General features: G+C 49.1%; 11 protein-coding genes. 2 read left to right on the top strand and 9 right to left on the bottom strand.

The window, feature by feature from the left end:
* Positions 1-611: 611 nt before the first annotated feature.
* On the bottom strand, positions 612-1,019 hold the full coding sequence (locus HAV38_RS05410; protein ID WP_168053095.1) for a GlcG/HbpS family heme-binding protein: 408 nt from the start codon (positions 1,017-1,019) through the stop codon (positions 612-614).
* Positions 1,020-1,329: 310 nt separating this feature from the next.
* Here HAV38_RS05410 and HAV38_RS05405 point away from each other — a divergent pair, with 310 nt between their 5' ends.
* Positions 1,330-1,923: a C40 family peptidase gene (locus tag HAV38_RS05405; RefSeq protein WP_168053599.1), complete on the top strand. Its 594-nt coding sequence runs from the start codon at positions 1,330-1,332 to the stop codon at positions 1,921-1,923.
* 181 nt (positions 1,924-2,104) lie between these two features.
* On the opposite strand, the gene HAV38_RS05400 is transcribed toward HAV38_RS05405, so the two are convergent.
* The 8 genes from HAV38_RS05400 to pstS form a co-directional block, all read right to left on the bottom strand.
* Entirely contained in the window at positions 2,105-2,938 is an 834-nt protein-coding gene (locus HAV38_RS05400) for a patatin-like phospholipase family protein (RefSeq protein WP_245182233.1), read from the bottom strand.
* Between the two features lie 334 nt (positions 2,939-3,272).
* Complete coding sequence (phoR, locus tag HAV38_RS05395; RefSeq protein WP_168053091.1) at positions 3,273-4,583, bottom strand: phosphate regulon sensor histidine kinase PhoR; 1,311 nt, start codon at positions 4,581-4,583, stop codon at positions 3,273-3,275.
* Between the two features lie 187 nt (positions 4,584-4,770).
* Positions 4,771-5,460, bottom strand: coding sequence for a response regulator (locus HAV38_RS05390; RefSeq protein ID WP_168053089.1), 690 nt, complete (start codon positions 5,458-5,460; stop codon positions 4,771-4,773).
* A gap of 115 nt (positions 5,461-5,575) precedes the next feature.
* The gene (phoU, locus tag HAV38_RS05385) at positions 5,576-6,280 is read right to left on the bottom strand and encodes a phosphate signaling complex protein PhoU (RefSeq protein ID WP_168053087.1); all 705 of its coding nucleotides are present in this window, start codon (positions 6,278-6,280) and stop codon (positions 5,576-5,578) included.
* Between the two features lie 87 nt (positions 6,281-6,367).
* A complete protein-coding gene (gene pstB, locus HAV38_RS05380; RefSeq protein ID WP_168053085.1) occupies positions 6,368-7,159 on the bottom strand; it encodes a phosphate ABC transporter ATP-binding protein PstB in 792 nt (263 codons plus the stop codon).
* A gap of 201 nt (positions 7,160-7,360) precedes the next feature.
* Complete coding sequence (gene pstA, locus HAV38_RS05375) at positions 7,361-8,260, bottom strand: phosphate ABC transporter permease PstA (RefSeq protein WP_168053083.1); 900 nt, start codon at positions 8,258-8,260, stop codon at positions 7,361-7,363.
* A complete protein-coding gene (pstC, locus tag HAV38_RS05370) occupies positions 8,257-9,285 on the bottom strand; it encodes a phosphate ABC transporter permease subunit PstC (RefSeq protein ID WP_168053081.1) in 1,029 nt (342 codons plus the stop codon). The genes pstA and pstC overlap by 4 nt, the downstream gene beginning before the upstream one ends.
* Positions 9,286-9,608: 323 nt before the next feature.
* On the bottom strand, positions 9,609-10,652 hold the full coding sequence (gene pstS / locus HAV38_RS05365; RefSeq protein WP_168053079.1) for a phosphate ABC transporter substrate-binding protein PstS: 1,044 nt from the start codon (positions 10,650-10,652) through the stop codon (positions 9,609-9,611).
* A 370-nt stretch (positions 10,653-11,022) separates the two neighbouring features.
* On the opposite strand from pstS, the gene ppk1 reads away from it, so the two are divergent.
* Complete coding sequence (ppk1, locus tag HAV38_RS05360) at positions 11,023-13,182, top strand: polyphosphate kinase 1 (RefSeq protein WP_168053077.1); 2,160 nt, start codon at positions 11,023-11,025, stop codon at positions 13,180-13,182.
* Positions 13,183-13,326 lie beyond the last annotated feature (144 nt).

Raw genomic sequence — 13,326 nt, 5'->3', positions numbered from 1 at the left:
GCTGCGCTGTTCCAAACGACCGCTAATGAACCTCCAAGGAACCTGGAGAATTAAATAGTCTTTTTGAGACGAATTGAGAATGTATGCGCTACGGCGGAGTAAATTGGGCTTAACCCTGCGATTATAGAGTAAAACCGCCCTTCCGACAATCCAGACAGCCTGGCGTCATGTACAAAATGACCTGGATTATTGCAACGTTGGCAGCGCCGCGCTGAACCAGTGGAGTAATGCTGCGTCCGCGCCCGCAATAATCCGTTTAATTCACGCTTACAACTCTGGCGTCGATGAACATGCTACAAAATAAATTTGTCAAATGATTATCACAATAAAAACAAAATTATTTTTGAATGAAGAGTCATTGATTACTACTAATTGATTACCGGAGTAGCCCCCAAAAATTCTTGTAATATCTGACGGCCCTGTCCGGCGCGCGGCGGCGTTGGCCGCTGCTCACGCTGTGCCGCAACGAGTGCCTTGCAGTGCATCCCGCTAGGTTCGCCATCTATTTACAATAAATTCTTGCGGACTAAATGGTGAAGTAAAAGCGATACACGCACAGAAATGTGCGTCCCCCTTCTCTCCACACTTGATACTTATTTATCCAGACCTTATCAGGCAGTCAGAGCAGCGATACCGGCCTTGGCAATTTGAACATCTTCCGTTGACTTGACGCCAGACACGCCCACTGCGCCAAGATATTGACCGTCTATAACGATAGGCACACCGCCCTCAAGCAGACCTTCCAGATTAGGTGCCGTGATGAATGAAAAACGACCATTGTTAATCATGTCTTCGTATACTTTTGATTCGCGCTGGCCCAAGGCAGCAGTTTTGGCTTTGGCAGGTGCGATATGCGCAGAAATCGGCGCCGCGCCATCCAGACGCTGCAACCACAATAAATGACCACCATCATCAACAATAGAAATTGTTACCGCCCAATTGTTTGCTTTGGCTTCGGCTTCTGCGGCGCCAGCAATTTTCTTTAGATCATCTAGTGTTAATACTTGTTTCGATTTCATTATTTCTCCTTAGGTAATAGGAAATATTGTACTTGAGTGAGGCGTGATGGTGGTAGCCCAATAGAAATTCGGCAAAATAATTTATACGAAAATTGAATTTATCGATTAAAATCAGCGATTAAGCACTTGATTGGGGAACTTGCAACCGAATTTGCCGTGTCGTTATGCATCTTGAGTTAAGCCCTTTGAAACTAAACTTCCGTTGTAACCTTGGCTGACGTCTTAAGGCGCCCTATAGGTTATGAAATTAGTCGACTGGACTTTTATTCACTTACATTCACGTGGTCACTTGACCAGAGCCTCAATTACGATGACGATCAAAATAGCGTTCCCCTTATTTCGTGTTTTAGCAATGACGGGGATTCTACTCGCCAGTTGCTCGATAGCCAGCCCGGCATGGTCAAGTGACATCACAGATCTCGACAACCATCCTTCTTCACAGCCGCTCCGCAGTAAGTTCCAAATATTCACCGAGCAACTCACAGAGCGCGCCTCCGATCTGGCGCAAAGCGCGATCGGTTTGATCGGAATCAATTACAAATACGGTGGCAACACCCCACAAACCGGTCTCGATTGCAGCGGCTTGGTACGCTATGTTTTCAAGCAAGCGCTCGGCATTGAGCTTCCGCGTACCTCCGCCGAACTCAGTCATGAAGGCGAAAAAATCGACAGAGATGATTTGAAACCCGGCGATCTGGTATTTTATAACACGCTAAAGCGAAGTTTTTCTCACGTTGGCATTTACCTTGGTGACAATAAATTCATCCATGCGCCGCGCACCGGATCGTCGGTTCGAGTCGAAAGTATGGACCTGGCGTATTGGAAAAACCGTTTTAATGGCGCAAGACGCATCAGCGACCTTGACCCTGCCACGGTAGCCAACATCAGTGCTAGCCAAAAATAATAATACTCGCTGCATTGCTCCAATAAATACGGCGGCGATGGCAAAGATTTCGGTAACAAAAAGCCACGTCCTTGGACGTGGCTTTTTGTTATTTGAACGACTTGCGGCATGGTAGTATTTTTTTAGCCTTGCAGTTAACCGGTTCCCATCGGCGCTACCGCGCCGAACTCACACGGCAGGATTAGCCACCACGTTTTTCAAGCAACTTCTTTTTAATCTCGGGCATGAGCGTCATCGTAGCCTGCTCGCCCGCAAGGATCGCCATGTTGCGGGAATTAAAATCATTGGCTTTCATGGCATGTAGACTCGGACGAATCACGATGTCCGCCTCCTTCAGGTCCACACTATTTATCGTCTGGCCCATAATCGCAAAGGTTTGAAGTAACACATCGACTGAACTAGATGCCGCCTGCGCCTCCGGCACCGCCGATAGATTGACCGCAATCACAAAGTCGGCACCCATTTCCTTTGCAAAACGTACCGGCACGGGTGCCACCAATCCGCCGTCTACGTATTGATGCGAGCCGATTTTAACCGACTGAAATACACCGGGCACCGCAGAAGATGCGCGTACCGCCAATCCCGTATTACCGCGTCGAAAGAGGATCGGCTGTCCCGAATTCAAGTCCGTAGCGACTGCACCAAAGGGGATTTTCAATTTTTCAATGGGTACATTGCCGATAGTATTATTTACATAATTTTCTATGCCTATTCCTTTGAGTACGCCACTTACTTTTGCAAAAAGCGGTATGGACCAGTCAGAGAAGGCAGCTTCGTCCATCTTTAATGCAAGTTTTTGTAATGCGAAACCGTTATTGCCCGCTGCATACAGGGCACCGACAACGCTGCCTGCGCTGGTGCCCACTATAATGTCTGGGACGATGCCTTGGGCTTCCAATGCTTTAATGACCCCGATGTGGGCGAATCCGCGCGCCGCTCCGCCGCCAAGGGCCAATCCTATCTTGACGTGACGTGGAGCCTCTTTCTGTACAACTGGCACCGACTCAGCCGGCATAATTGGCGCACGGGGGGCTATCGTCGTGCAAGCAGCGACCAGAAACAGCCCAGCCAAAATAGCAAGGCGCGAACGATGGGCGTGGGGGTGATGGCTAATTAAGCAAGATTTCATGAGGTAACGATTCGTAAAGGCGACTGTCAGAGCCACGAATTTTAACCTACACGCATCGTCCCCGCGTGAACGACTAAAAATTGACGTGCGCCCTAATAACGATATCGTCCCACGCCGCGGGAAAGTATTTCCCTGCACGGTTCTTGATGCCCATCATACCGCTTGGTATCACGGGCATCACAATCGGCGATGTGCGTTTTTTGCCCAACGAGGACTACCGTCAATCCAACGTGACTTTGTTCGCACGTACCGAGGATGCGGGCAAACGGGCGGTAAAGACGCTTCCTTTTTCAGGACTGGATTCTACCCCCAGCACACCACCATGTCGCAGCAGAACATGCTTGACAATCGCAAGGCCAAGGCCGGTGCCGCGGGTTTCACGGGAACCGCTTTTATCGACCCGATAGAAGCGTTCAGTCAGACGTGAAATATGCTCGCGGCTAAAGCCGATACCCGTGTCGCGTACGACAAATTGCGGACCAATCTGCGTATTTTGCCAAAGTAAATCAATTTTTCCGCCAGCAGGCGTATACCGCACCGCGTTAGATACCAGATTATTAAAAGCACTGCGGAGTTCTTCGGTATTGCCATTAATATCCGGGCCTTCAATGCGCAAAGAAAAAACGTGTTGCCCAGCCGATAATATTTCGACTTCTTGCAAAATATTTTTCAGCATGGCTTCAATGAATACCGGCTCCGGGCGCATCGGATAGTCAATCGATTCAAGCCGTGTCAGGGTCAGCATGTCGCCTATCAAGTTCTGCATGCGTTGCCCTTGCTCGGACATCATCTTCAAATGTCCGGCCCGCACCTGTGGATCAAGGTTCGGATGCGCCTGTGCGATCTCCAGAAAGCCGTTGATCACGGTGAGCGGCGTTCGCAATTCATGTGACGCATTGGCAATAAAATCGCGTCGCATCATGTCAATGCGTTCTGATTCGGTGGCGTCATGCGTGACCAGAATCTGACGGCGATTCTCAAATGGGATAATTTGCACCACTAGCTTGCGCTCTCGCAAATTCAGCAGCAAAGGCTGATCGTAGCGCCCCAGAATGATGTAATCGATAAAATCCGGATTGCGGATTAAATTGGTGACGCGCATCCCCTTATCGCGGCCGTGTCGAAGCCCTAGATGGCGCTCGGCGGCAGGATTGCACCACTCCAGAAATAAAACATCGTCCATGATGACGACGCCATCCGGCAACAAATGCATGGCTTGACGAAAGCGGGCCAGCCATTCGGACAGTTCGGCCTGATTTTTTTCGTCATCACGTCGCAGTCGATACAAACGCGAAAAAATGTCAGTCCAGGCACCCCAACCATCAGGCAATTTCTGGCCTTGAGGATTATCAAGCCAACCGCCCAAACGATATAAATAATGGAGCTGCAACACCACCATGACGAACATTGTGAACAGGCAGAACAGCAGCCCGGCGGTCAGGCCAAAACAAAAACATACAATGGCCGAAGCGCCAAAAATCATCAGCAGTCGAAGAGCTGCCGGTATCCAGAACAACATCTTTGGATTCATAGGGTCAAATAAGATGAAGCAAATAAGTAAAGAGAATAGACGTGAGGCGCAACGACGCAGAATCGTAAATCTCCGCAGGTATATTAAGACATACGCAACCTTATCTTAATATTGGGCTACAAGTCCTGGCGATGCAAATTGCAAGTTGCGGCAAGTAGCCTTTGTGGGCGGTTTTGCAAGCATCCTGTTACTTTGTCGACAGCATATAGCCGACGCTGCGCACGGTACGGATCAGGTTATCGACCTCGTGCAAAGCCTTCCGCAGACGCAGGATATGTACATCAACTGTGCGCTCTTCAATCACCACGTGATCGCCCCACACTTTATCCAGTAGCTGGCTGCGCGAAAAAACCCGATCGGGATTCGCCATAAAAAACTTTAGCAAGCGATATTCCGCATGTCCGATATCGATTTTCTGCTCGTTCATCAAAACCGAGCAACTCGCTGGATCGAGCGTCACAACGCCAGCCGACATGACACCCGTCATCTGATCGGGATTTTTGCGTCGCAGCAGTGCCTTTACGCGGGACGTAAGTTCGCGCGGAGAAAACGGCTTGGTCATATAATCGTCAGCGCCATTATCCAGTCCGGATATCTTATCCTCCTCCATGCTCTTGGCCGTCAGCATCATCACCAGCGTTGACTGGAACTGTCGCTCAGCGCGCAACCGCGATAAGAATCGGAGTCCGCTTTGGTCCGGCAGCATCCAGTCCAATAAGATTAGTTGCGGCGTCCGACGCTGAATTGCAGACCAGCCCTCGGCTGCTGTGAAGGCTACGACGGAGCTCAAACCGGCCTCGGTCATGGTGTACTCGATTAATTCGGCAATCGATGGTTCGTCCTCAATAATGAGGATAGATGCTTGGTCAGCAATCATCGGTATAGGTTCATATTGAGGTGTGCAAGCCGTAAAATGAAAACATACATGTTATCCCCTGTCTTTTTGACGCTCCAACCTGCCACTGACGTTTTTTGTAAAACGCCCGCACAGATCAGGTGCCCGCATCAAGGTGAGTCGCCGCATAATCGGTATGCCGAATGTCTTTGCCTTCGACAATGTAAATGACAAATTCGGCAATGTTTTTGGCGTGATCCCCGATACGCTCAATGGCCTTGGCGACCCACAGAGTATCCATCGATGCAGAAATCGTGCGCGGGTCTTCCATCATATAGGTGATGACATTGCGCATGATTGACCGAAAATCTCGATCAATAATGGCGTCATCTGAAATCAGTTTGATGGCCTGCTTTTCATCCAGTCGTGCCAGTGCATCTAGCGCGTCATGCAATAAATCCGCCGCCGCCGTGGCAATTACCCGCACCGTTTCGCTATGATCGATGCTACCGATGCCACGTTTATGCAAATGAATAGCTGTACGAGCGATTTTAGCGGCCTCGTCACCGACGCGCTCCAAATCGGTAATCACTTTAACTGTCGCCATCACTACGCGCAAATCGTTTGCGGTCGGCTGACGTCGTACGATAAGGTGACTACAGGCATTATCGAGCTCTACTTCGAGTAAATTGACCTGGTCGTCATCTTTGATGACACGTTCGCCAGCGGCAATATTGCCATTGTGAAAGACGTTCATCGCCTCCTGAAATTGCCGCTCGACCAAGCCGCCCATGAGCAAAACTTTAGAGCGGATCGTTTCCAGGTCGGAATCATATTGCTTTGAAGAGTGTTCGCCTATCATCTGGGGTTTCCTTACAGTTCTATACGGATTGAATAAGATTCAAAAAAAGAATTGGCATTTTTTTGCATGCCGAATTAATCAATACGGTTATCCAAAGCGACCGGTAATATAATCCTGCGTTTCTTTCCGCGCCGGATTCATGAATATCTGATCGGTCTGACCAAACTCCACCAACTCGCCCAGATACATATATGCCGTAAAATCCGAGCAACGTGCGGCCTGTTGCATATTGTGCGTGACGATGGCAATGGTGTAATCCTGCTTCAGTTCGGTAATCAGCTCTTCTACCTTGGCAGTGGAGATCGGATCGAGTGCCGAGGTCGGCTCGTCCAACAAAAGGACTTCTGGGCGGACCGCAACGCTGCGCGCAATACATAGACGTTGTTGCTGACCGCCAGAAAGGCTCAGGCCGCTTTTGTTCAATTTATCTTTGGCCTCGCCCCACAGCGCCGCCTTGGTCAGTGCCCATTCCACGCGCTCATCCATTTCACCCTTTGGCAGTTTTTCGTACAAACGAATGCCAAAAGCGATATTGTCGTAAATCGACATAGGAAAAGGTGTCGGCTTCTGAAATACCATCCCGACCTTGGCCCGCAACATATTCAGATCCTGACCGGCATCCAGAATATTTTTACCTCCGTACATAATCTGTCCTTCAGCACGCTGACCGGGATAAAGATCGTACATTCGGTTAAGCGTACGCAACAATGTGGACTTGCCGCAGCCGGAAGGTCCGATAAAGGCTGTCACCTTTTTCTCGTTGATATGCAGATTAATATCTTTCAATCCCTGAAAATTGCCATAGAAAAAATTCAGCTTTGAAATTTCTATCGTCGGCTTTTTAGACCCGTCGTGGCTTTGAAGTGTTTGGTTAGTCATGGCAATCGCAGTCATTAGGAGCAATGTTAAATAGACTTCTCCGGGAACCTACCGCGTGTCGCCGATGTTCTTCGCGAACATCAAATAGGCGGTGTGCGCTAAGGATCCCAAAAAAGTGTAGTGCGGTTTTCAATATCTGGTTCAAGTGTATGCTGACGCTACGCGATGAAAGTAATTCCCGCGCCTTCTGCAAGCAGATTCTCAACCCGGAATTTTTTGGCTGAATAAGGTCCGTGCGATGATGTTCAGAATTAATACACCAAGGGTAATCAGCAACGCACCTGCCCACGCCAGCGCCACCCAATTATCGTAGGGACTATTAGCAAACTGGTTAATTACGCCGGGCAAATTAGCAATCGGCTTATTCATGTTGGTGCTATAAAACTGATTGTTTAATGCGGTAAACAGCAATGGTGCAGTTTCACCTGCGATCCGCGCCACGGCCAGCAACACGCCGGTCACTACGCCCGCCTTAACCGCACGCAAACGCACCGTCAAAGCAACTTTCCAGCGGGGCGCACCAAGTGCAAAGGCCGCTTCGCGCAAATTTCCGGGCACCAGCTTAAGCATATTGTCAGTGGTGCGCACCACAACCGGTACCGCAATCAGCGATAGTGCGAAGGTTCCGGCCCACCCCGAAAAATGGCCAATTTTGGCGACATAGATCGCATACACAAACAGACCAATCACAATCGAAGGGGCCGACAACATAATGTCAGTGACAAAACGTGTCACTTGGGCAAGTTTGCTTTGTTCTCCATATTCAGCCAGATAAATCCCGGCAAGTATGCCGATAGGCGTACTGATCAGCGTTGCTAAACCCACCAGCATCAGGCTGCCAACAATGGGATTCATCAACCCGCCACCCTCGCCACCGGGCGAAGGCGTATTTTGCGTCAGCAACCCAAGGTTCATGGCTCCCAAACCTTTGTAGACAAGGGTCGCCAAAATCCAGGTCAACACTATCAGTCCGAACGCCATCGCCAGAAACGACATCACCATGCCAATTTTATGGACCAATATACGCTTGCGGTAGACCTTGTCAGCAGATGGATTGACCGGAAAAGTCTGTGAAACCAAGTCTGAATTCTGCGCGCTCATTTGGCACCTTCTTTACGGGACATTCCCATCAACATCAACTTAGCTGCCGAAAGCACCAAAAATGTAATAACGAATAAGATAAGACCCAACGCAAACAGCGCGGAAACGTGCAATGTTGAAGACGCTTCAGCAATCTCGTTTGCGAGGGTCGATGCAATACTGTTACCAGCACCAAATAACGACCACGATAAACGGTGCGAATTGCCGATCACGAAGGTCACCGCCATGGTCTCACCCAGAGCGCGACCTAGTCCCAGCATGACGCCGCCTACTACGCCAGTTTTAGCATATGGCAATACAACCTTCCGAACAACTTCCCAACGTGTACAGCCGAGACCGTATGCGGATTCTTTTAATACCGCGGGGACCACTTCAAAAACATCGCGCATCACGGAAGCTATAAAAGGAATTATCATAACCGCCAGAATCAATCCGGCAGTGAGGATCCCGATGCCCATTTGCGGTCCAGAGAATAAAATGCCGATACCGGGGATATGGCCCAAAGTATTAGCCAGCAATGGTTGCACATATTCGGCAAAAAGCGGGGCAAAAACGAACAAGCCCCAAATGCCATAAATGATACTTGGGACGCCGGCCAAAAGTTCAACCGCCGTACCCAGAGGCTGACGTAATCTGGAAGGACATATTTCGGTTAAAAATAAAGCGATGCCAAAGCTGATAGGGAACGCAATCACCAGCGCGATAAACGATGTCACCAGCGTGCCGCCAATGGCCGTCAGCGCACCGTACTGGTCGTTCACCGGATCCCACTCAAGACTGGTGATAAAGGATGGTCCGAAAGCGTGAAAAACCGGCCATGCGCCGATAGCTAACGAGACGATAATGCCCATTAGGACAAATAATACGATGAGCGAGAATCCCATCGTAATTTTATGAAAAAAGAAATCCTGAATGCGTTGTTTGCGCATCGTGACAAGCAGTGCTTGTTGCGACAAACCCGCTTGGTCAACGCTCTTAGGCTGAAGGGAGACTGGCTGTGCCATAACAGGAATATTTGCGCTCATGCGTAGCGAAATCCGATGAAGTGTGTGTCATGTCCGTCTATAAATCCGGGACTTATAAAAAATCTTGTACCCATCCGGTCACGCTATAAGTGGTATGCAGTGCGTGAAATGAACGACTAAGTTGACAACGTAAGGGGCTTTTAAAGGTAAATTGCGGTAAAGCCGTGTTACAGACGGGCGGTCTGTTAAAACCGCCCGTTGCTGCATTTTAAACGACACCGCCTTGATGAGACCAATAACGAGCGATGCCTTTTACTGCTAGCTTATATTGACAATTTATTTATTGCTGCAGCAACCGGGATTTGCTCAATGAGCAAAGCCAGTTACCAGATTGCCTTACCTGCGCTGTCTTTAATGTCGTTTTTCCACGCTTCAGTCACTAACTTAACAACCGATGCCGGGATCGCTACATAATCCAGCTCAGTGGCTGATGCGCCACCATTTTTGTAGGCCCAATCAAAAAACTTCAACACTTCCTTGCCTTTTACGCCGTCTGCTTGCGATTTATGCAGCAAGATGAAAGAAGCGCTAGTGATAGGCCAGCTGTTTTTTCCTGCGGCATCTGTAAAATCCAGTGCAAAACCAGGGGTCTTGGCCCAGTCCGCACCCGCAGCAGCAGCTTTGAAAGTCTCATCGTCAGGTTGTACAAATGTGCCGTCATGATTTTTCAGTTGCGTATGCTGAAGCTTGTTCTTTTTTGCGTAGGCGTATTCAACATAGCCAATTGAACCTTTGATCTTCTGGACATTTGCAGCAACACCTTCATTACCTTTACCGCCCACGCCGACCGGCCATTTCACTGCAGTACCAGCGCCTACGCCAGTTTTAAATCCTGGGTTGGCCTTCGACAGGTAACTCGTGAATACGAACGACGTACCTGATCCATCAGCACGATAGACGACAGTAATATCGCTGGCTGGTAGTTTGACGCCCGGATTGAGTGCAGCGATTTCTGGCGCGTTCCATTTGGTAACCTTGCCCAGATAGATATCGCCCAATACAGCACCCGTCAGTTTGAGCTGACCCGGTGTGACGCCCTCAAGATTAACGACCGGCACTACGCCACCCATGATCGCTGGAAATTGCATCAAACCGTCAGCGGCTAACTCTTCTGCCTTCAATGGCATATCCGAGGCACCAAAGTCAACGGTTTTGGCTTTGATCTGCTTGATACCACCGCCCGAACCGATTGATTGATAGTTCAGGCTGTTCCCAGTTGCTGCCTTGTATGATTCGGCCCACTTTGCATATATCGGGTAAGGAAATGACGCGCCTGCGCCGGTGATTTCCGCAGCCATTACGGATGAAACCGCGAACGATGCACCCAGCGCCAGGACGATAGATGAAATGAGTTTATTAAGTCGCATTCGGTGCTCCCTTATTTACAAAATTAAACACTATTCGTGAAATGAAATTTGAAGCCTGCAAACAAAGTCATGTAAAACTAAGCCAATAGCCCATATTAATACTCACTAAATACTCACTATCTAGTGATCAAGCGCTTTTTAATTGCTTAATAAGTATCTATTAAGCTCTTATTTTCACAACCTTCATTGGCAGCCGGAACTTTAACCAAGTTTTATGACATTTTTGTGACACTATCTTCCGACCAAAAAAACCATGAAAATTTGTCACACAGGAATAATAAAAGGATCAAAACGCTTTCATAATTGTCATCAAGATGTCATATTGTCTGCATAAACTCCGCCGAAACTCTTCTGGCACGTCCTTGATAAAATGAAAAAATCACCAGGTACAGACGAAGGCAACGAAAAAAACAAAGCAAATATTGGCCATAATCCCTTCTATCTGAATCGCGAACTATCATTGCTCGCCTTCAATCGCCGCGTATTGGCGCAGGCCGAACACCACCACATTCCGCTGCTCGAGCGATTACGCTTTTTATGTATCGTCAGTAACAATCTTGATGAGTTTTTTGAGGTGCGCATCGCCAGTCTGCTGGCCACCAGCCGGTCCGAAGGTGGTAGCGATGCGATCGACTCCCCTGCCCTTACCGAGGCATTTAGACTTACCAGCATAGAATGTCATGACATCGTTGCACAGCAATATGCCATTCTGAATAAAGAGATATTGCCGCAGCTGTCTGCGAAGGGCGTTCACCTGCTGCGCCATAAGGACCGTACTGAAGCCCAGCGCGCCTGGGTAAAATTCTATTTTGAAAATGAGATTCGGCCATTACTGACACCCATCGGCCTCGATCCCGCCCATCCTTTTCCTCAAGTACTAAACAAAAGCTTGAACTTCATCGTTGAAATGACCGGTAAAGATGCTTTTGGACGCGCGGCAACGATCGCCATTATCAAAGCGCCACGCGTGCTGCCGCGCGTCATCCGGCTACCAGATGCTCTGTCCCCTAACGGGATATCCTTCTGCTTGTTGTCGTCGATTATTCATGCGCATATTAAAGATCTTTTTAGTGGGCGTCAGATACTGTCTTATTACCAGTTTCGCGTTACCCGAAACAGTGAGTTGTGGGTGGATGAAGAGGAAGTCAAAAACCTGCGTCAGGCGTTGCAAAGCGAGTTGCAAAGTCGCCAGTTTGGCGTCGCGGTCCGTCTGGAGATAGCGCAAGATTGTCCCGCCCATCTCTCTAATTTTTTGTTAAATCAGTTTTCAATCGATTCAAACCGAATGTACGCGGTGGACGGACCGGTTAATTTGGTGCGTCTGTCCGAAATGATTGATCAAACCGCCCTGCCTAAACTGCGATTTCCTCCATTTACGCCCGGCCTGCCGGCGCTATTGCTCACCGACGATATTTTTACGCTATTAAAGAAAAAGGATGTCCTGCTCCATCATCCTTTTCAATCATTCCAGCCGGTTATTGATTTCATCCGCACCGCCGCCTACGATCCGTTAGTCGTCGCCATCAGGCAGACAATCTATCGCGCCGGGATGAACTCAGATTTGATCGAATCCTTGATTACCGCGGCGCAATCGGGTAAAGAGGTAACCGTCGTCGTCGAGTTGATGGCACGCTTTGATGAAGAGGCCAATATCAACTGGGCTGACCGACTGGAACGTGCCGGGGCCCATGTCGTGTATGGGGTAGTCGGACTTAAAACGCACGCCAAACTTGCGCTTGTGGTACGACGCGAATCAGCTGCTTCTTCGTCAGCCAATAATGGCGGGGCCAGCGGATTGCACTTTTATGCGCATTTAGGTACTGGTAACTACCACCCGAACACGACCAAACTCTATACCGACTTTGGTTTACTGACCGCCAATCAAAAGCTGGCGATGGAAGTCAACGAAGTATTCATTCATCTCACCAGCCTGACCAAGCCTAAAAAGCTGGATTACCTTTGGCTGGCGCCATTTGCCCTGCAAAAAGAAATAATCCGCGCCATTCGCAACGAGGCAGAAATTGCGCGCCAGGGTCGTCCTGCCCGTATCGTCGCCAAAATGAATGCATTATTGGACGATTCGGTCATTAAAGCCCTGTATGCCGCGTCTGCGGATGGTGTAAAAATTCAGCTGATTATTCGGGGCGCATGTGCGCTTCGCCCTGGCGTGCCGGGCTTATCCGAAAACATCACCGTGCGGTCGATCATTGGCCAATTTCTCGAACACACCCGGATTTATTACTTCCGAAATAACCTGCTGCATGATGTCTATCTCGCCAGCGCCGACTGGATGAACCGAAATCTGTTCAGACGTGTTGAAGTAGCGTTTCCTGTATTAGATAAGTCGTTGAAACGACGCGTCATTAGCGAGGGATTAACGCCTTACCTTAAAGATAATGTTGACGCTTGGGAATTATCCTCTGCTGGAAACTGGAGCAAGCCAAAGCGCAGGCCACGTCGGGTGGCATTTAGTGCGCAGCAACACCTGATGGCGTTATTAGGCGGTTCATCAGAATCTAACGGAGGCTGATTTTGGACAGTTTTAACGATTTATTGCCACTTACAGCGACCTGCAGACGGACAAAATTTGTACGCTCATCGCCATCCAGCAAATCACGATAAGATTGGTTATCTGATTAAGGCTCCACCGGTGATCTGGGCTTTTATCGGGACC

It is taken from the genome of Glaciimonas immobilis (assembly GCF_011947285.1).
Lineage (GTDB): Bacteria > Pseudomonadota > Gammaproteobacteria > Burkholderiales > Burkholderiaceae_D > Glaciimonas > Glaciimonas immobilis.
This window is presented reverse-complemented; position numbering and strand designations above follow the sequence as displayed.

Bases quoted from the DNA above. Each gene is read 5' to 3' on its own strand.
- HAV38_RS05410 (WP_168053095.1), bottom strand. From the start codon at position 1,019: ATGAAATCGAAACAAGTATTAACACTAGATGATCTAAAGAAAATTGCT.
- HAV38_RS05405 (WP_168053599.1), top strand. From the start codon at position 1,330: ATGACGATCAAAATAGCGTTCCCCTTATTTCGTGTTTTAGCAATGACG.
- HAV38_RS05400 (WP_245182233.1), bottom strand. From the start codon at position 2,938: ATGCCGGCTGAGTCGGTGCCAGTTGTACAGAAAGAGGCTCCACGTCAC.
- phoR (WP_168053091.1), bottom strand. From the start codon at position 4,583: ATGAATCCAAAGATGTTGTTCTGGATACCGGCAGCTCTTCGACTGCTG.
- HAV38_RS05390 (WP_168053089.1), bottom strand. From the start codon at position 5,460: ATGATTGCTGACCAAGCATCTATCCTCATTATTGAGGACGAACCATCG.
- phoU (WP_168053087.1), bottom strand. From the start codon at position 6,280: ATGATAGGCGAACACTCTTCAAAGCAATATGATTCCGACCTGGAAACG.
- pstB (WP_168053085.1), bottom strand. From the start codon at position 7,159: ATGACTAACCAAACACTTCAAAGCCACGACGGGTCTAAAAAGCCGACG.
- pstA (WP_168053083.1), bottom strand. From the start codon at position 8,260: ATGAGCGCGCAGAATTCAGACTTGGTTTCACAGACTTTTCCGGTCAAT.
- pstC (WP_168053081.1), bottom strand. From the start codon at position 9,285: ATGAGCGCAAATATTCCTGTTATGGCACAGCCAGTCTCCCTTCAGCCT.
- pstS (WP_168053079.1), bottom strand. From the start codon at position 10,652: ATGCGACTTAATAAACTCATTTCATCTATCGTCCTGGCGCTGGGTGCA.
- ppk1 (WP_168053077.1), top strand. From the start codon at position 11,023: ATGAAAAAATCACCAGGTACAGACGAAGGCAACGAAAAAAACAAAGCA.